The following is an 18,394-nucleotide window of genomic DNA, read 5'->3' as shown; positions in this document are numbered from 1 at the left end:
TCGATATAGGCCTCGCCCGCTGAAGAGGAGGGGATGTCCCTATTTCGACTGTTCTTCCAGATAGAGGATCAGCGCCTTGCGGTCGGCGGCGTCGATGATGCCGGCGAAGGCCATGCGCGTGCCGGGGGCATATTTCATCGGCGATTCGAGGAACTGGTCGAGGTGCGCTGCGTCCCAGTTTCCGCCCTTTGCCTTCAAGGCCGCGGAATAGGAAAAGCCCGCGTGGCCGGCAACCGCGCGGCCGACGATGCCGTGGAGGTTCGGGCCGATGCCGTTCGGTTCATCCTTGCCGATCGTGTGGCAGGCCATGCAGCGCTTGAAGATCTGCTCGCCCATCGCCGCTGTCGGTTCGACCGCAGGAGCGGGGGTATCGGCCGCGGGCATGCTGTCCGCGGGCGCATCGGCCGGCGGTTCGGCCTTGCCGCAGCCGGCTAGCAGCAGCGCGCCCGCCAGCAGGACGGGCGCGGCGCGCATTATTTCTTGGCTTCGGCCGGGGCTGCCGGAGCGGTAGCTGCGCCCTTGTCGGCGGCAGCGGCAGGAGCAGCAGCCTTGTCGCCTTCGGCCGGAGCCGCGGCAGCGTCGGCCGGTGCGGCCTCGGCCTTGGGCAGCGGCAGGTTCGAACCCTGCGCGTTCAGATAGACGATCAGGTTGGCGCGATCCTCTGCGCTCGAGAGGCCCGCGAACGACATTTTGGTGCCCGCCGCGAACTTGCGCGGGCTGGTAAGCCAATGGTCCATCTTTTCGAAGTCCCAGGCGCCGCCGACATTCTTGAGCGCGTCGGAGAAGGCGAAGCCGCCCTTGCCCTGGCCGATCGGCTCGCCGAGCGTCGCATAGAGATTCGGGCCGATGCCATTGGCGCCGCCCTGGTTGATCGTGTGGCACGCGGCGCACTTCGCGAACACCGCCTCGCCCTTCGCGGCGTCGGCTGCGGCGAGCAGATTGGGAAGCGGAACCGCGGACTTGCCGCCGCCGCCTTCGCCGCCCTCGGCATCCTCGATCGGATAGCCCGGCTTGTGGGGATCGTGGCTGGCGAACAACATGCCCGAGCCGATCGTCAGGCCCAGTGCGCAGATGCCGGCAAACAATACCCAGCCGGCAATAGTGTTGTTGCGATTGTCCATGCTTGCAGCCCCGTTCGCTATCGCCCGCCCGTGGGCGCGTTCCTATTTGGAGGCTCCCTTACTGGCGCGGGGGTCGGCGCGCAAGGGGATGAAATGCATGGGCGGCGGTTGGGCCGCGGTTGCGTGCGCTGGCCCGCCCCGCTATGCGCCGCGGCGCAGTTGGGAAGGGCAGTCATGGGCAGTTATTCGGCTTCGGCGCAGCAGTTGGTAGACGAGATGAAGGCGGCGGCGCTCGCCGATCCGGCGTGCGGGCTGGCCTTTCAGGGCGCGCCCGGCGCGAACAGCGACCTTGCGGCCCGCGAATATGACCCCAATTCGCTGCCGCTGCCCTGCTATTCGTTCGAGGACGCGATCGAGGCGGTCTTGGGCGGCAAGGTCGATCGCGCGATCATCCCGATCGAGAACAGCCTGCACGGCCGCGTCGCCGACATCCACTTCCTGCTTCCCGAATCCGGCCTGTTCATCGTCGGCGAGCATTTCCTGCCGATCCGCTATGGGCTGATGAGCCGCGACCTCGGCCCCGTCACCCGCGCGATGAGCCATGAGCAGGCGCTCGGCCAGTGCCGCAAATGGCTGCGCGCGAACAATATCTCGCCAGTCGCACACAGCGACACCGCGGGTGCTGCCGCCTGGGTCGCCGACAGCGACGAGGTCGGGCTCGCCGCGCTCGCACCGCCGCATGCCGCGGAGCTTTACGGGCTGACGCTCCACGGCACGGGCATGGAAGACGCCGATCATAATATGACGCGCTTCGTCGTGCTGGCGCGCGAGCCGCTCGCGGCGCCGCCCGCGGACGTGCCGCTGATGACGACCTTCGTCTTCGAGGTGAAGAATATTCCCGCCGCGCTCTACAAGGCGCTCGGCGGCTTCGCGACCAACGGCGTCAACATGACCAAGCTTGAAAGCTATCAGGTCGGCGGCAGCTTCGCGGCGACGAAATTCTATGCCGACATCGTCGGCGCGCCGGGTGACGAGCGGATCGACCGCGCGCTCGAGGAACTGGATTTTCAGACCAAGTCGTTGCACCTGCTCGGGACGTATCCGCAGGCGCGCCTGCGGCCATAGAGTGCCGTACCTTGAATATGCACCGTTTGCCCTGAGCGTGTCGAAGGGCCGTCCTGTCTTTCTGCGCAGCAAGAAGAAGGGCAGTGCTTCGACACGCTCGGCACGAACGGGTGTGGATGATTCAAGGCTCTCCGCTTTAAATTCTATCTAGCGTCCCCGGGCGCGGAGCATCCGGGCGGTCGCGACGCTCTGGAGGATATAGAGCGTCACCAGGATGCTCGCGACGACGATCGCGAACAGGTCGAACGCCGAAAAACCGCTGCCGAGAACGCGCCCGGTGCCGACGATCGGCATCAGGACGGTCATCGCCATCAGCATCAGGCGAAGCTCGGTCGGACCCCCCGCCAGATAGGAGAGGCGGAACTCGCCGATCACCTTCGCGGCGAGGAAGGTGTGGATCGACAGCAGGAAGTAGCCGATCACCGCCATGAAGGCGACGTCGAGCCGCATATAGGGGCTCGCGCCGATCGCACCGATCATCAGCAGCGTACCGATCGCATCGACGCTATGGTCGAGGAAATAGCCGTAGGACGGCCGCTCGATCCGCCGCCAGCGCGCAAGGCTGCCGTCGAGCGAATCGCCGAACCAGTTGACAATATAGCCGGCGAGGCAGAGCCCGAGCCATTCTTCGTCGATCCAGCTCAGCATATAGCCCGATGCGACGATCACCGCGCCGAGGAAGCCCAGCGTCGTGAGCTGGTCGGGCGTGACCCATGCTGGGAGGCGCGGACAGATCCAGTTCAGCAGCCGGCGCTCGCCGCGCGCGAGGATGTTCTGCTGGATGCGCGTCGGCGCACCGGCGGCGGGAGTCGTGGTCATGGAAGCCTTTCGTCACCGCCGTCGCAAAAGTGTCGGCGGAATGTCATTGGATCGTCATAGAGACAAAAGACGGCCACGCAAAGCCGGGGCCGCGCGGGCGATGCCCGCTTTGGAGGCGCCCGCCGCTAAAGTGGTGCGTTTGGCCCTAGTCTTGCCACGGGCCGATCTCGCCGACCTCGCCGATGGTGCGAAAGCGCACGCCGTCATCGACCCACGCGACCTCCCACATCGGTGCGGGGCGGGCCCATTCGCCGATCACGAACAGTGGGAGCCTGTTCGCGGCGGCAAAGGCGAGATCGTCGGCGGTGGGGCCGGGGACGACGGTTTCGGATCGCTGGTGCAGCCGGACGACCGCCAGCGTGCCCTTCGGCGGCGCGGGCAGCGATTGGCGGGCCGGGAAACCGATGCTTGCCGAGATGGCGGGATAGCCCTTGCCGTCGCGGGCGAGGAGCAGCAGCTTGTCGGCGGACGCATGGGGGCCGCCGACAGGGCGTCCGGCGACCTTTCGCCCCGCGATCGCGGCATATTCGCGAATATCGCTGTCGGCGATCGCGGGCGGCGGCGCTTCGGCTTCGGTCGCGGCCGGCGGCGGCGCAGCGGCCGGATCGGCGGCGAGCGCCGCGACGAACAGCAGCGCGGCGATCAATGCGCTTCGCCCCAGCTCTTGCCGATGCCGATTTCGACCTCCAGCGGCACCGACAGGGTCAGCACCGGCTCGGCGGCGCCCGCCATCACGCGGCGGATGACCTCGCCTGCGGCTTCGGCCTTGTCCTCGGGCGCCTCGAAGACGAGTTCGTCGTGGACCTGGAGCAGCATCTTGACGTCGCCGAAGCCCGCCTCTTCGAGCGCCTTCGGCATCCGCGCCATCGCGCGCTTGATGAGGTCGGCGCTGGTGCCCTGGATCGGGGCGTTGATCGCGGCGCGCTCGCTGCCCGCGCGCTCGTTCTGGCTTGCCGCCTTGATGCGCGGGAACCAGGTCTTCCGGCCGAACAAAGTCTCGGTATACCCACGCGCCCGCGCGGTTTCGAGCGTGTCGGTGATATAGTCGCTGATGCCGGGGAAACGCTCGAAATAGCGGCTGATCAGTGCCTGCGCCTCGTCGGGCGTGACTTCGAGGCGGTTCGCGAGACCCCAGCGTGAGATGCCGTAGAGGATCGAGAAATTGACTGTCTTCGCCTTGCCGCGCGTGTCGCGATTGACCTCGCCGAACAATTCGATCGCAGTCGCGGCGTGAATATCCTGCCCTTGCGCGAAGGCTTCCTTCAATTCGGGGACGTCGGCCATATGCGCGGCGAGGCGGAGCTCGATCTGGCTATAGTCGGCGGCGATCAGCACATGGCCGGGCGCAGCGATGAAAGCGTCGCGGATCTGGCGGCCGGTTTCGGTGCGGATCGGGATATTCTGGAGATTGGGGTCGGTCGATGACAAGCGCCCGGTCTGCGCGCCGACGAGGCTGTAGCTCGTGTGGACGCGGCCGGTCTTCGCATTGATCTGTTGCTGGAGTGCGTCGGTATAGGTCGATTTGAGCTTGGCGAGCTGGCGCCATTCCAAAATCTTGCGCGCGATCGGCACGCCGTCGCGTTCGAGGCGTTCGAGCTCGCTCTGATCGGTCGACCAGTCGCCCGACTTGCCCTTGCGCCCGCCCTTCAGACCCAGCTTGTCGAAGAGAATCTCGCCGAGCTGCTTCGGGCTGCCGATGGCGAAGGGCTGGCCCGCGAGTTCATGGATCTCGCCTTCCATGCGCAGCATGTCGTTCGCGAATTCGCCCGACAATCGCGCGAGATAGTCGCGATCGACCATGATGCCGGCGCGTTCCATCGTCTCGACGACCGCGGCGAGCGGACGATCGACCATTTCGTAGATGCGCGTTCCGCCTTCAATCGGAAGGCGCAGCTTCAAGAGCTTCCACAGCCGCCAGGCGACTTCGGCGTCCTCGGCGGCATATTCGGTCGCGCGGCTCAGCGGGACTTCGGCGAAGCTGATCTGCGACTTGCCGGTGCCGCACACCTCCTTGAACGAAATGCAGACATGGTCGAGGTGGAGCTTCGCCAGTTCGTCGAGCCCGTGCTGATGCTTGCCGGCGTCGAGCGCGAAGCTCATCACCAGCGTGTCGTCATAGGGCGCGATCGTCAGCCCGTGCTGGGCGAGGACGCCGATGTCATATTTGAGGTTGTGCCCGACCTTGAGCACCGCGTCGTCCGCGAACAGCGCGCGGAGGCGGCCGAGCGCCTCCTGAATGGGAATCTGCTCGGGCTTTTCGGCGAACATGTCGGTGCCGCCATGGCCGAGCGGGATGTAGCAGGCCTGGCCGGGGCCGGTCGCCAGGCTGACCCCGACGAGGTCGCCGGTCACGCTGTCGAGGGTCGCGGTCTCGGTATCGACCGCGACGACATGCGCCGCGCGCGCCGCGTCGATCCAGCGGTCGAGTGCCTCGATCGTCGTGACCGTCTCGTACAGCGAACGGTCGATCGGCGGCATCGCGGGCAGGGTGGGCGTCGAGGGCGCGGCGGGGGCCGCGACGGGCGCGGCGCCCGCGCGCGGCAGCGTCGGCGGGCCGCTCGGCGCGACGCCATTGTCGAGCTTGGCCGACAGCGAGCGGAAGCCATGTTCGTCGAGGAACAGCTTGAGCGGCCCCGGCGGGATCGCACCCAGCTTCAGGTCATCGAGCGGGTCGGGGAGGGGGCAGTCGCGCTTCAGATCGACGAGGATGCGCGACAGCTCGGCCATGCCGCGATGCTCGATCAGATTGTCGCGGAGTTTCGACGCCTTCATCGTTTCGGCGCCGTCGAGCGCGGCGGTCAGATTGCCATATTCCTGGATCAGCTTGGTCGCGGTCTTGGGCCCGACCCCGCGCACGCCGGGGACATTGTCGACGCTGTCGCCCATCAGCGCGAGGACGTCGCCGACGAGGTCGGGAGTAACGCCGAACTTCTCGTTCACCGCCTCGATCCCGAGCCGGACATTCTTCATCGTGTCGAGCATATCGACATGCGGGCCGTCGGCGGGCTCGCGAATGAGCTGCATCAGATCCTTGTCGGAGGAGACGATCGTAACGTCCCAGCCCTCGCGCACTGCGGCTTCGGCATAGCTTGCGATCAAATCGTCAGCCTCGAACCCCGCCATCTCGATGCACGGCAGTGAAAAGGCGCGCGTCGCGTCGCGGATCAGCGGGAATTGCGGGCGCAAATCCTCGGGCGGTTCGGGGCGGTTCGCCTTATACTGATCGTAGATGTCGTTGCGGAACGACTGGCTGCTATGGTCGAGGATCACCGCAAGGTGCGTCGGCCCGTCGGCGTCGTGCAGGTCCTTCGCGAGCTTCCACAGCATCGTCGTATAGCCGTACACCGCGCCGACCGGCACCCCGTTCGGGTTCGTCAGCGGCGGCAGGCGGTGATAGGCGCGGAAGATGTAGCTGGAGCCATCGACCAGATAGAGATGATTCTTCTCGGACATGGCGCGGGGTGTAGCAGGGGGATGCGGGGCGGCCTAGCTATGTCCGTGCGAGACGTTGCGGGTGCTTTGAGGTGGAGAGCGGAGATCCCCATCTTCGTCATTCCCGCGAAAGCGGGAACCCAGGGTGGAGTCAGCCGACGCACGCTCTGGGTTCCCGCTTTCGCGGGAATGACGAAGGTAGGGGATACAGAATGTCGCTTAATCAGTCGAAAAACGCCGATCGGCGCAGTTGGTTTATCCCTCGTAGTCGATCGACAATTTCGCCGCCGCCGCAGCGGCAACCGCGCGCGCCTCGTCGGTCGTGCCGCCTTCGATGCGGGCGAGCGCGATGCCCATACGGCGATACGGGCGGGTGACCGGCTTGCCGAAGATGCGGACGTCGACATGGGTATTCGCGTTCGGCGGAACCAGCGCCTCCGCAAGGCCCGTGATGGCGAAATCCGCCGCATCGCGGTCGGCGAGCAGCACGGCATTGGCGCTGGCGTGCGGCACGCTGATCGCGGGGATCGGCAGGCCCAGGATCGCACGGGCGTGGAGGTCGAACTCCGACAGCGCTTGCGATACGAGCGTCACCATGCCGGTGTCGTGCGGACGCGGGCTGAGCTCGGAGAAGATCACTTCGTCGCCTTTTACGAAGAATTCGACCCCGAAGATGCCGTGGCCGCCGAGCGCCTCGACGACCTTCGTCGCCATCTCCTGCGCAGCGGCGAGCGCCACCGCCGACATTGCCGCGGGCTGCCAGCTTTCGCGATAGTCGCCGCGGTCCTGCCGGTGGCCGATCGGCGGGCAGAAGCTGACGCCGTCCTTGTGCCGTATCGTGAGCAAGGTGATCTCGTAATCGAAATCGACGAAGGCCTCGGCGATCACGCGCAGCCGGTCGCCGCGCATTCCGGCGGCGGCATAGTCCCACGCGGCGTCGATGTCGGCGGCTTCGCGCACCGTGCTCTGGCCCTTGCCCGACGAGGACATGACGGGCTTGACGACGAGCGGGAAGCCGACGCGCGCTGCGGCGGCGGCGAGTTCCTCGCGGCTCGTCGCATATTCAAAGGTCGAGGTCCTGAGCCCCAACTCGCTCGCCGCGAGGTCGCGGATTGCGTCGCGGTTCATGGTGAGCTGCGCCGCGCGTGCCGAAGGGACGATATGGAAACCTTCGGCCTCGAGTTCGGCGAGCACCTCGGTGCGGATCGCCTCGATTTCGGGCACGACATGATCGGGGCGATGCTTTTCGATCACGGTGCGCAGCGCGTCACCGTCGAGCATCGGGAAGACCTCGCGCTCGTCGGCGACCTGCATCGCCGGCGCGCCGTCATAGCTGTCGCAGGCGACGACATGGCAGCCGAGCCGCTTCGCCGAAATGGTGAATTCGCGGCCAAGCTCGCCCGAGCCGAGAAGCAGGATTTTGGCGGTGGGGGTCATGGCAATCTTTCCGTCGAGGTTGGGCGCAAGATTCGGGACGCGTCGCCGCGCCGCCCCTGCCATAGGAAGCTCATCGCCAAAGCGCGACAGCGAATGACAGGATCGAACTTATGACGCACGCTTTCAAAACCATCTGGTCGCCGGTCGGCGAATTGACGCTTGTCGCCGATGCCAAGGGGCTTGCGGCGATCCTGTGGGAGAAGGACCGGCCGGGCCGCGTCCGGCTGGGGCCGCTGACCGAAGAGCCGGAACATCCGGTACTGGTCGAAACCGAACGCCAGCTCGGCGAATATTTCGCGGGCAAGCGCCGGGCGTTTGAGGTGCCCCTGTCCTTTTCGGGTAGCGATTTCCAGAAGCAGGTCTGGGGGGCGCTGCTCACCATCCCGTTCGGCGAGACGCGCAGCTATGGCGAGATCGCGCAGCAAGTCGGGAGGCCGACCGCCTCGCGCGCGGTCGGCGCCGCCAACGGCCGCAATCCGATTTCGATCATCGCGCCGTGCCACCGCGTCGTCGGATCGACCGGCAAACTGACCGGCTTCGCCGGCGGGCTCGAGGCGAAGAAATATCTGCTCGAACTGGAGCAATAGGCCGCGCGCGCCAGCTTATTGCGGCCAACGATCGGTGTCGTGATCGGGGTGCTGGTGGTTGCTCGCCCTGATCGCCCCGACATAGGCGGCCATCGTTTCTTCGGTCGTGCCCTCGGCTTTCAATGGCAGGTCCTCGAAAACGGGGAGCCGGGCCTCGAGGCCGAACTGGACCTTGGGCTGGAACCGCTCGGGCTCGTCGAACGATCCCGTCGTCAGGTTGATATGCTTGCTCTCGTGATAGTCGTAGGTGAGGGGCGTCCCGCAGTCGCGGCAGAACCCCCGCGCGGCCTTGTCGGAGCTGGCAAAGGTCGCGGGTTGTCCGCGCGTCCAGACGATCGCGTCGCGCGGGACGCCGATCAGCGCGATGAAAAAATTGCCCGCCGCCTTCTGGCACATGCGGCAGTGGCAGATGTGCGAGGTGTCGAGCACCGCGGTAATGTGCCAGCGCACCGCGCCGCACTGACAGCCGCCCGAGGCTTCGGTTTCGATGCGATCCATGGGTTTCTCCTCACGCGCCGGAAACGGGACGGCGGGAAGATACAGGCCATCGCTCAGCTTTGCGAGCTTCCGAAATGGACGAAGCTCATCTTGTTGCCTTCGGGGTCGCGGGCATAGGCGCCGTAGAAATCGGGCCCGTAGAGCGGGCGCGGGCCGGGGTCGCCTTCGTTGCTGCCGCCATGCGCCAGCGCCGCGGCATGGGCCGCATCCACCGCCGCGTGGCTTTCGCACAGAAAACCCGGCATGATTCCGTTGCCGGGAGCCGCCGCCAGCCCGTCGTTCGGTTTGCCGATCCAGACGCGTTGTTCGCCGGGCATCGCATAGCAGCAGGCCTGGTCGCCATATTCGACTTCCAGCTGCCCGCCGAGATGCGGCATGACGGCGTCATAATAGAGCCGCGACCGCGCCATGCTGTTGGTGCCGATGGTGATATAGGCGATGGACATGGCTCACTCCCACTCAATTGCTCGCTGTTGCGCAAGTGTATGAAATCAACGACGAGAAGTTTTGATCCAAGCTGACCGGCATCGATATCCATCGACGCGATCCAGCTTAAAGGATGAATCGCGGCGCTCGTCCAGATTGTTCCGAAATACCGACAGCCCCGAATTGCGACCAAGATGGCCTGGCTGGCTTGCCTAAATTGCTCTGACGCTTTCGCCTGCCAGCCGCTCGATTCGCGTAACATCAATCTTGCGCGCGTTGAGCGCCGCCGAAATGTGCGCCAGCGCTGCTTCGGGGTCGGCCCGGGCGCCGCAGACAAAGATATCGACGGCTGCCAGTTCGTCTTCGGGCCAGGTGTGGATCGAGATGTGCGATTCGGCGAGCAACGCTACTCCGGTCACGCCATGCGCTTCGCCAAAATGATGCAGGCGGATTTCGAGCAGGGTGACGCGCGCGGCAGTCGCGGCATCGCGCAGGACCTGCCCGATGAATTCGGGATCGTCCAGCCGTTCGTTCGCCGTGAGATCGGCAATCAGGTGCAGGCCATGACGGAAGGGGCGTGGAGGCATGGTCAGAGAAGACTCGTGAAAGAATGCCCGAGGGCTCGCATCGCGGATTCGGCTGCGACCAGCCCCCGATAATGGGCTTCCTCGAAAAGCGACAGGCCGCTGATATCGGAGTGGGCGTGGAAGATCGGCGGCACCAACTCCTGCGCCGCGAGCCGCACGGGATCGGAGAGAAAGCCGGGGGTGGGGCGGATCATCGCATGGCCCCAGCGCCAGACGTCGATCCGTTCGATCGCGCCTGCGAGGTCGGGATTCATCGCGAGGACATCGTCGGCAATCATTGACTGCCAGTCACGAAGCGGTCGCTCGAGGAGCAGCTTGCGGGCTTTGGCCGGCGTTTCGCGCGACAGGGGAAGATACCATGTCAGCACGCGCGGGCCGGCGGCAGCGGCCGTGGTCTGATGCGCCGCAACGACATAGCCGAGCGACTCGCTGCTTGCCGAGACATTGTCCCAGGCCAGAGGGGTGCCGCGGCCGCGCGGCGGGCGGCTGACGGTGAGATTGGCGACGACCCAGGGGGCATAGGAAAAGCCCCCGTCGGCAACCGCGCCCGGCGCGACGCGCGCCGCAACGAAATGCGGCATCGCGACGATCGCGGCGCGGGCACGGGTGCGGACCGACCGCTCGCGACGATGATCGAACCGATCGACGAGCACGCCGTCGCCGTCGGTCCGTATGCCGAATATCGTGTTCGCGGGCCGGATTCGTCCGCCCAGCCGCTCGTTCATCCGGGCGACAAGATGTCCGTTTCCCTCGGGCCAGGTCAGCTCGCGATCGCCGTCGCCATCGGCTGCCCAGCCGCGTCGCGCCGCGAAATAATGGATGCCTGCCCAAGCCGAAACCAGTTCGGGCTCGGTGCCATAATCGTCGCGGCAGCAATAGCGCAGATGCGCGAGGAGGGGGCGCGAAGTGAAGCCGCCCGCGCGGAGCCACGCGCCGAAGCTCTGCCGGTCGAGATTCCGATACTCGGCATCGCGGCTCGAATAGGCGCTGGGGATGGCAAAAGCCGGACGTCCGTCGCGGCCGGTCGCGTCGCGAAATGCCTGCATTCGGGCGAAGAAAGCGTCGCGCTGCGCAACGTCCGCGGCCGAAAGGCCCGATCGCGGGTAAAGACCCTCCTGCCACTGGCCGCGCCACAGCAATCTTTCCTCCAGGTCGGCGCAGAGCTGATACGGATCGTAACGCGGCGCGCCGTCGGCGTCGTGCCCGACGATCATCCCGAAGCGTTCGAGCATGTGTCGCAGCGCCCGGGCCTCGCGATTGGGAACGGGCAGATAATGCGCGCCGAGCGGATAGGCTGACACGGGATTGCGGCCCGACCGGGCGTTGCCGCCGGCCTTGTCCTCCAGCTCGTAGAGCAGGAAGTCGTCATATCCGGCTTCGGCGAGCGCCCATCCAGCGGCAAGTCCGGCGATGCCGCCGCCCGCGATCAGGATGCCCGTCGTCTCCTCCACCTCCTTCGGCGCCGGAAAGCCGCGGTCGCGCAGGCGGTGTCCGCGCACCATATCTGCCCCGTCCAGCGTACCGGGAAAGGCGTTGGCTTCGCTGCATCCGACCGGAAGCATCGCCGTGGCGGCGAGCCCGGCGCCGCCAGCGAGCAGGCCGCGGCGCGTCGGGTCAGCCCTCATAATGGCCCCATTCCTCGGCGAAGCTTCGCACGAGCGCCTGATTGTCGAGCCGGTTCACCGGCGTCTGCCGGCGCGCCATGTCGGGCGGAAACTGGAACAGCAGCGGCTCGCTCTCCGCGGTCAGGAAGCGAAGTCCCGCGGGCAGCCGCGCCTTCGCGGGCAGCGGGCCATGCCCCGCCAGCGTAAAGCCCCACTCGCCGAAACTCGGAACATAGGCATGATAGCCGCGCGCCGAAAGCCCCGCGGCTTCGAGGGTCGTGGCGACGGTCCAATAGGAACGGGGGGCGACAAGCGGGGAGGTGCTCTGCACGGTCATCACACCGCGCGGCCCCAATATGCGCGCGACTTCACGATAGAAGCTTTCGGTATAGAGCTTGCCGAGCGCGAATTCGGTGGGGTCGGGAAAATCGACGATGATCACGTCATAAGGGCCGCGCGCGCTGCGGACCCAGCGGAATGCATCGGCATTCTCGACATGAATCCGCGGCGAGGCGAGCGACCCGCGATTAAGCTCCGACAAGGCCTTGCTGTCGCGAAACAGCCGCGTCATCTCGGGATCGAGATCGACGAGCGTTACCGCGCGCACCTTGGGATCGCGTAGCACTTCCCGGGCGGCAAGCCCGTCGCCGCCGCCGAGGATCAGGACATTGGCAGGGTTGGAGACGCGCCCCATCGCCGGCCAGACAAGCGCCTCGTGATAGCGATATTCGTCGCGCGAGGAGAATTGCAGATTGCCGTTGAGATAGAGGCGAAGGTCGTCGCCCCGGCGCGTCAGGACAATGCGCTGGAAGCGCGTCGACCGCGCATAGATGACGGGCTCGTCATAGAAGGCGACCTCCGACCAGCGCTGCAGATGGTCAGCGCCGGCGAGGCCGCCGATCAGGGTCGCGAGGACGAGCAGCGCCGCCGTCAGGTCGATCCCGATCCGCCGCGAGCGCCGGAGCACCCAGATGAGTGCGAGCGCCACCGCCACATTGGCGAGGCCGAACACGAAGCCGGTGCGGATCATGCCGAGCCGCGGGACGAGGACGAGCGGGAAGAGAACCGAGGCGAGCAGGGCGCCGACATAATCGAAGGTCAGGACGTTCGAGACCAGCTCGCGGAAGGCGAAGCGGTTCTTAAGAATGCGGATGAGCAGGGGGATTTCGAGTCCCACGAGCGTGCCGATCGCGAGGACGAGCGCATAGAGCGCGAAGCGGAAATCCCCGACGAGGGGGAACAGCAGAAACAGCGCGGCCGCCGACCAGCCGCCGAGCAGCGCGATCAGCAGTTCGACGCGCAGAAAGACGCCGAGTTCGTCGCCATGGACATAACGCGACAACCAGCTGCCGATCCCCATCGCGAACAGATAGGCGCCGATGACCGTCGAAAACTGGGTGACGCTGTCGCCGAGCAGATAGCTTGCCAGCGTGCCGGCGAGCAGTTCGTAGATCAGCCCGCAGGTCGCGACGACCAGCACCGAAAGCAGCAGGACGAAGGCGAGGGAAGGCCCGTCGACCGCGGGCCTTTCTGCGTCAGCCATGCATGACCGCGGCGATGATGTTCGAAATGCTGATGGCGACGGCGCCGGCGAGGAGCGCCACCGCCATATTCTTGCGCTCGATGATCTCGGCCCAGAGCTTGCCCGGCGTCAGCAGGTCGACGAGCACGAAGCTGGCGATGAAGATGACGATGCCCACGACCGCATAGACGAGGGTGGCGAGGAAGATATCGGTTGTCAGCATGACTGTCCTTTCGCGCGAAACTATTTGTGCGTCGGGCCGCGAACCGCGACGGCCCCGCCGCGATCCTGGTCCGAAAATGGCGACCAGGCATAATAGGAAGTGATCGCCGAACCGGCGAAAACCAGAAGGCACCAGAGGGCGAAGAGATAAAGGCGCTGGGTCATGTCCGCATCCGCTCCCTAGTCTGCCCGCCACCAGAGGATGATGGCCGGCAGGCCGAACAGCAAGGCCATTTCCAGCCACAGATTGCCCCACAGGACGCCGCCCGCATCGGCCTGAAAATGGACCTCGATCCGCTCGCCGCTGTCCCATGATCCCGGCTGCTTGATATCCCACGGTCCCGGCTCCGTGCCGGGCGGCTGGTTTGCCGGGTTTGTCAGCGGGGCAGGCCAGGCATGGGCCTGCGCATCGACGACCACATCATAGGTGCCGCGCGGGATCGCGGAGAATTTGACCGTTGCCGAATAGCTGCCTTCGGTCCACGGCCCGTCGCTGTCGGTGCCCGAATAACGCTCGACGACGCCATAGGCCGTATGCGCCCGCTGCGTCGCCCGGTCGACCAGCATATAATCGAGATCGATCCAGCGATTGTCGAAGCTGCCCGACCGGGCGTTGATCGTTACCGGCTGATAGGATCGGTCGATCGTCAAGGTTCCGATCTTCAGGCTTTGCTCGGCGCCGTCGACAGCCACGTTCACCGTGTTTTCGACCGACTGGGTTGCGACGCCGAAACCGACCATCACGAACAGCGAGGCGATGAGCGTGACGATTCCCATCAGGACCATCGCCATCACATCGGGTCCGCCCATCCGCTGGGCCCTGCCCAGGAAACCGAGCCCGCCGGCGCCACCGCCGTCATCGTCATCGGTGCCGTCGCCCCACGCGTCGAACGACGCGGGCGGGCTGAGGCCGAAGGCGGCATGGATATTGCCCGCACTCAGCGAGACAAGCTGCGTCCAGTTGATCTCGCCGTCCGTCCATTCGGCCGACAGCATGTCGTTGCCGCTGCTGTAGGTCGATGCCGTGACCAGATCGCCGGCCTGCACGCGCCAATAGAATTCGCCGACCACACGGTCGGTCGTCGTGGAGACCGGGTCATAGTCGATCGTGTAACGCGAACCGCGCCACACGGCGCTTTCCCCATCGACGACCGGGCGGTCGAGCAGCATCGTGCCGAATTGCCAGTCGTCCTCGCTTTGGACGAGCCAGCGATAGCCCGCATAGGGATTGAACAGCAGGAACTCGGTCCAATAGGCATCGCCGTCGTTGCGCGCGAGCGCGCCGATCGCTTCCCACTCGGTGCCGAACAGCGTTCCGCGCGTCCCGAGCGGCAGCGTCAGGCCCTGCAGCGCGGTCCGATATTTGGCGATGATCGCGACGTCGGGGTGCGCGACGTCGAGCAGCGCGCCGCAATATTGGCAGCCGAGCGTCACCGAATGGCCTGCCGCCTTGATCGCGATCGAGCCCCCGCACGACGGACAGGTGATCGCGCGCCCGGCGCTCATTGCAGCGCCGCCGGAATCGACCAGCCCTCGATCTTGCGCAGATTGGCCGGCGCGAATTGCGGAAGCTCGAGGAAGTCGCCCAGCCAGGCCGATGCGCCAATTTCGTCGCGCTGCACGCTGAGCGCGTCGCCGGTCGGCGAACGGAAATCGACGCTTGTCATCTTCCGGCCGATCGGGGTGGCGACGGGCAGGTCGCCTTCGCTGCCGAGGCACTCCGCCTCCTTGACGTCGCTCACCTCGAACCGGAGCTTGCCGACCGTCGCGATCGTCCCGAGCGCCAGCGTTTCGCCCGCGGCGAAGGCCGCGATCGCGGGCTGGTCGAACAGCACGGGATATTCCTCGCTGATCAGATACTGGCCCATGGCTTCGCCCAGCCAGCGATGCTTGCCGTCGGCACCCTCGGCAAGCCATTCGTTCCACGATCCGTCCTGCCAGCCCCAGCGCACGCGGCCGACCAGTGTGAAGGCGGTGCCGCGCCAGCTGCCCATGGTGCCGAGCTGCAGCGGCGAGACGTCGAAGGGCAGCACCGCAACCTTGCCGATCGCCTCGATATCGCCGCCCGTGCGCCGGATCAGCGTCTGGCAGTAGCCGCACGTCACATAAGGCAGCGCGGCGCTCCGCACGGGAACCGCTGCGCCGCATGACGGACAGGATAAGGTCGGCTGCATCGCGATGCCCCCCGCTCGCCGCCGCCTATTTCACGCGGGCCAGAAGCTCGGTTTTCTTCGCATCGAATTCCTGTTGGGTGATCGCGCCGATGCTCAGCAGCTTGTGCAGCTTTTCCAGCAGGACGAAGGGGTCCTCGCCCGCCGTGGCGCCGGGCGCGGGTGCGGATGCCCCGCCCAGTCCTTGCGCCATCACGCCGCCGAGGCTCGCCGCGGCGGCGATGCCCGCGCCCAGCCCGGCGATGCCGCCATCATTGTCCGCCGCCTTTTCGAGCGCTTCGGCCGCCTGGAATTTGGCGTAGCGATCGAGATCACCGATCGCGCGCATCGAACTGCCCTTGTCGAGGTGCCGTTGCACCTCCTCGGGAAGCGAGACGCTTTCGACGAAGAAGGTCAGGCACGACAGGCCCCATGCGGCAAAGGCCTTGTCGACCTCGCCCTTGATCCGGTCCGACAGCGCCTGCTGGTTGGCGGCGAGGTCGAGAAAGGCGATGCCGCCGCCGCCAAGCGCCGTTGCCAGCGCGGTCTGGATCGCCGCGCGCAATTGCGGTTCGATTCCGCCGATCGTGAGGCCGCCCAGCGTTCCGAGCACCCGCGTCGCAAATATCTCAAGATCCTCTATGCGCACCGAATAGCTGCCGAAGGCGCGGATGCGCAGCGGGCCGAAATCGGCGTCGCGCACTGTGACCGGCTGGGTGGTTCCCCATTTGAGACCGGCCTGTTCGCGCAGCGAAAAGAAGACGACATCCGATTTGAAGGGCGACTTGAAGGCCTTGTCCCAATTGAGGAGGTTCGTCAGGATCGGCAGGTTCGCCGTCTCGAGTGTGTGCAGCCCGGGTCCGAAATAGTCGGCGAGGCGCCCTTCGTTGAGGAAGGCGGCCACCTGTCCGTCGCGCACCGTAAGCTGGGCGCCATGCTGGATTTCGTTATCGGCAAAGGGGACGCGCCAGGCAATCTGCCCCGGTTCCTCGAACCATTCGATGACGTCTACGAATTGCTTTTTCAGGAAATCCAGCACCATAAGTCCCCACCGCTCCAGTAAAGCCCGAAGGTATCTCCACCGAAGTTTTTTGCAAGGATGGGCGCGACATCTTTCGCTGCCCGGACCGTCGGCAGCCGACCCGGCCAAAAACGTCGCCGACAGCTTTCGGTGCGAAGCGGTGGCCGCCGGCGGCCACCGCTTCGCCAACCTTTCACGATCTGCGTTTCGGCTGCAATTCCTCCAAATTTGGAGCCGATCTTCGTCGGCAAGGGATTCGGCGATCAGAATGCATATCGTAGCGTCACGCGACCATTGCGAGGCTCGCCATAGACGAAGCCCGGGAACCACACATTGCCGCTGAAGAAGCGCTTGTCGAAGAGATTGTCGCCATTGACCTGCAGCGACAGGGCTTCGGTCAGATCGTAGCGCACCATGATATTGGCGATCGCATAGGCGGGCTGGCCGATGCGTTCCTCGACGTTCGTGCCCGGATTTATCGCGGTCACCGGCGGACGGCTTTCCCACTTGAGCGCGCCGCCGAGGCTGAGGCCGCGCAGCGTTCCGGTAAAGTCATACCGGGTCGCAAAGTTGAACACCCGGCGCGGCTGGTGCGCAAGCACATGCGCGCCGTCGGCGTCTTTTGCGCTATAGTCGCTCCAGCCGGCGCTGATGTCCCAGTTCGGAGTGATCTTTCCGACCACTTCCAGCTCATACCCCTTGGCGACGGTTCCCTTCATGCCGCGATAGGCTTGAATGGGGGTGCCGGGGATCAGGCCATCGGCGACCGCCAGATTATCCTGTTCGATGCGATAGACAGAGGCCGTCGCGAGCAGCTGCCCGTCGAGCAGCAGTGCTTTCAGGCCGGCTTCGTAATTCGTGCCTTCGAGCGGATCGATCAGGCGGTTGTTGCGGTCGCGCAGGTCGCCTTGCGGTTTGAAGATATTGGTATAGCTGGCATAGGCGGACAGATTGTCCGTGACGTTATAGACCAGCCCGACATAAGGCGTGATCTGCCCCTTGTACGACAGGGTGTAGGGCGAGCCGTACAGGCTTTCATGCTCGTTGCGCTTGTAATAGCTGAGGCGCCCGCCGCCGATGAGCTTCAGCCCCCCGATCAGGCTGATCCGCGTCGAGGCATAAACGGCCGCCTGCGTCGTGTTGCCGAACCCCGACATATCATAGCGGTCGCCCCACTCGGGCTCGGCGAGCCGGCCGTCGAAGCTGTTGAAATCGGCGATCGGGTCGATCGCGATCGGATCGCGGTTGGTCCAGCCGTCGTCAACGCGGCTGGCCATAGCGCCGAATGCGAGGTCATGCCGCCCGCCCAGCAGGGTGAAACTGCCATTGGCCTGGATGCTGCCGTGCCATTGTTCGGGACTGGCCTTGTACCAGTAACCCGACGTGCCGACCCCCGCACCGGTCACGCGGTCGGGCAGACCGTCGAGCCACAGCAGCTTCGAATTCTCGAGGCCCTTGTGATAGCCGACATCGCCGCGAATTTGCCAGTCGCCGCCCAGTTTGCGCTTGAGCGTGGCGAAGGCTGAAATCTCGGTGGTGTTCCAGAGCCCCCAGTCGGTGCCGGTTGTCTTCGACCGCGGCCAGTCGGTGCGCGTGCCGTCGCTGTACCAATAGGGTAGCTGCGCCCACAGGATTCCGTCGCGCTCGTCGCGCTGGTAACTCGCGCCGATCGAGAGGGTGGTGCGGTCGCCCAGATCAGCATCGATCACGCCATAGAGGAGGAGGCCTTTCCTCTTTTCGAGATCGACGAAGCTGTCCTGCGTATAGGCCTGGGCGACCGCGCGTGCGCGCACCGTTCCCGCGGCATTGAGGGGCGATTGAAGGTCGAGGGTTGGTGACACGCCTCGAAGAGGAGACCCGGATCGGCAAGGGCGGGACCCTGGCGGCGCAGCTGTCGCGGCTC

19 protein-coding genes are annotated in these 18,394 nt (G+C 65.8%); 2 read left to right on the top strand and 17 right to left on the bottom strand.

Features of this window, described 5'->3' with window-relative positions:
- Positions 1-39 precede the first annotated feature (39 nt).
- Positions 40-474: a cytochrome c family protein gene (locus tag ACE3SL_RS02130; RefSeq protein WP_374524115.1), complete on the bottom strand. Its 435-nt coding sequence runs from the start codon at positions 472-474 to the stop codon at positions 40-42.
- Positions 474-1,121 (bottom strand): cytochrome c family protein, encoded by a 648-nt coding sequence (locus ACE3SL_RS02125; protein ID WP_374524114.1) that lies wholly within the window; start codon positions 1,119-1,121, stop codon positions 474-476. Before ACE3SL_RS02125 ends, ACE3SL_RS02130 begins: the two co-directional genes overlap by 1 nt.
- 174 nt (positions 1,122-1,295) lie before the next feature.
- Between ACE3SL_RS02125 and ACE3SL_RS02120 the strand changes: the two genes are divergently transcribed.
- Positions 1,296-2,186 (top strand): prephenate dehydratase, encoded by an 891-nt coding sequence (locus ACE3SL_RS02120; RefSeq protein WP_374524113.1) that lies wholly within the window; start codon positions 1,296-1,298, stop codon positions 2,184-2,186.
- Positions 2,187-2,333: 147 nt separating this feature from the next.
- On the opposite strand, the gene ACE3SL_RS02115 is transcribed toward ACE3SL_RS02120, so the two are convergent.
- The 4 genes from ACE3SL_RS02115 to purT all read right to left on the bottom strand — a co-directional run bounded on the left by ACE3SL_RS02115 (position 2,334) and on the right by purT (position 7,874).
- A complete protein-coding gene (locus ACE3SL_RS02115; protein ID WP_374524112.1) occupies positions 2,334-3,005 on the bottom strand; it encodes a CDP-alcohol phosphatidyltransferase family protein in 672 nt (223 codons plus the stop codon).
- A 145-nt stretch (positions 3,006-3,150) separates the two neighbouring features.
- Positions 3,151-3,651 (bottom strand): hypothetical protein, encoded by a 501-nt coding sequence (locus ACE3SL_RS02110; protein WP_374524111.1) that lies wholly within the window; start codon positions 3,649-3,651, stop codon positions 3,151-3,153.
- Complete coding sequence (polA, locus tag ACE3SL_RS02105) at positions 3,648-6,458, bottom strand: DNA polymerase I (protein ID WP_374524110.1); 2,811 nt, start codon at positions 6,456-6,458, stop codon at positions 3,648-3,650. Before polA ends, ACE3SL_RS02110 begins: the two co-directional genes overlap by 4 nt.
- Before the next feature lie 234 nt (positions 6,459-6,692).
- Positions 6,693-7,874, bottom strand: coding sequence for a formate-dependent phosphoribosylglycinamide formyltransferase (gene purT / locus ACE3SL_RS02100; protein WP_374524109.1), 1,182 nt, complete (start codon positions 7,872-7,874; stop codon positions 6,693-6,695).
- A gap of 110 nt (positions 7,875-7,984) precedes the next feature.
- Here purT and ACE3SL_RS02095 point away from each other — a divergent pair, with 110 nt between their 5' ends.
- Positions 7,985-8,461, top strand: a complete 477-nt coding sequence (locus ACE3SL_RS02095; protein ID WP_374524108.1) for a methylated-DNA--[protein]-cysteine S-methyltransferase — start codon at positions 7,985-7,987, stop codon at positions 8,459-8,461.
- Between the two features lie 15 nt (positions 8,462-8,476).
- Here ACE3SL_RS02095 and ACE3SL_RS02090 read toward each other — a convergent pair whose 3' ends face one another.
- From ACE3SL_RS02090 to ACE3SL_RS02040, 11 genes are all read right to left on the bottom strand, one after another.
- Entirely contained in the window at positions 8,477-8,959 is a 483-nt protein-coding gene (locus ACE3SL_RS02090) for a GFA family protein (RefSeq protein WP_374524107.1), read from the bottom strand.
- Between the two features lie 53 nt (positions 8,960-9,012).
- Positions 9,013-9,405: a VOC family protein gene (locus ACE3SL_RS02085; RefSeq protein ID WP_374524106.1), complete on the bottom strand. Its 393-nt coding sequence runs from the start codon at positions 9,403-9,405 to the stop codon at positions 9,013-9,015.
- Between the two features lie 192 nt (positions 9,406-9,597).
- Positions 9,598-9,972: an adenosylmethionine decarboxylase gene (gene speD, locus ACE3SL_RS02080; protein WP_374524105.1), complete on the bottom strand. Its 375-nt coding sequence runs from the start codon at positions 9,970-9,972 to the stop codon at positions 9,598-9,600.
- 2 nt (positions 9,973-9,974) lie between these two features.
- Entirely contained in the window at positions 9,975-11,597 is a 1,623-nt protein-coding gene (locus ACE3SL_RS02075; protein ID WP_374524104.1) for an FAD-dependent oxidoreductase, read from the bottom strand.
- The gene (locus ACE3SL_RS02070; protein WP_374524103.1) at positions 11,587-13,119 is read right to left on the bottom strand and encodes a polyamine aminopropyltransferase; all 1,533 of its coding nucleotides are present in this window, start codon (positions 13,117-13,119) and stop codon (positions 11,587-11,589) included. The genes ACE3SL_RS02075 and ACE3SL_RS02070 overlap by 11 nt, the downstream gene beginning before the upstream one ends.
- A complete protein-coding gene (locus tag ACE3SL_RS02065; protein WP_374524102.1) occupies positions 13,112-13,321 on the bottom strand; it encodes a DUF350 domain-containing protein in 210 nt (69 codons plus the stop codon). The genes ACE3SL_RS02070 and ACE3SL_RS02065 overlap by 8 nt, the downstream gene beginning before the upstream one ends.
- Before the next feature lie 20 nt (positions 13,322-13,341).
- Positions 13,342-13,485 (bottom strand): hypothetical protein, encoded by a 144-nt coding sequence (locus ACE3SL_RS02060; protein WP_374524101.1) that lies wholly within the window; start codon positions 13,483-13,485, stop codon positions 13,342-13,344.
- A 15-nt stretch (positions 13,486-13,500) separates the two neighbouring features.
- Positions 13,501-14,826 carry a DUF4178 domain-containing protein gene (locus ACE3SL_RS02055; RefSeq protein ID WP_374524100.1) on the bottom strand — a complete coding sequence of 442 codons (1,326 nt, stop codon included), beginning with the start codon at positions 14,824-14,826 and terminating at the stop codon, positions 13,501-13,503.
- Positions 14,823-15,449 carry a DUF4178 domain-containing protein gene (locus ACE3SL_RS02050; RefSeq protein ID WP_374524099.1) on the bottom strand — a complete coding sequence of 209 codons (627 nt, stop codon included), beginning with the start codon at positions 15,447-15,449 and terminating at the stop codon, positions 14,823-14,825. The genes ACE3SL_RS02055 and ACE3SL_RS02050 overlap by 4 nt, the downstream gene beginning before the upstream one ends.
- A gap of 70 nt (positions 15,450-15,519) precedes the next feature.
- The gene (locus tag ACE3SL_RS02045; RefSeq protein ID WP_374524098.1) at positions 15,520-16,512 is read right to left on the bottom strand and encodes an SPFH domain-containing protein; all 993 of its coding nucleotides are present in this window, start codon (positions 16,510-16,512) and stop codon (positions 15,520-15,522) included.
- Between the two features lie 242 nt (positions 16,513-16,754).
- Complete coding sequence (locus tag ACE3SL_RS02040) at positions 16,755-18,332, bottom strand: TonB-dependent siderophore receptor (RefSeq protein ID WP_374524097.1); 1,578 nt, start codon at positions 18,330-18,332, stop codon at positions 16,755-16,757.
- Between the last annotated feature and the right edge of the window lie 62 nt (positions 18,333-18,394).

The organism is Sphingopyxis sp., from assembly GCF_041916015.1.
Taxonomy (GTDB): Bacteria; Pseudomonadota; Alphaproteobacteria; order Sphingomonadales; family Sphingomonadaceae; genus Sphingopyxis.
The sequence above is the reverse complement of the archived record's forward strand: the minus strand, read 5'-3'. Positions and strand labels throughout refer to the sequence as shown.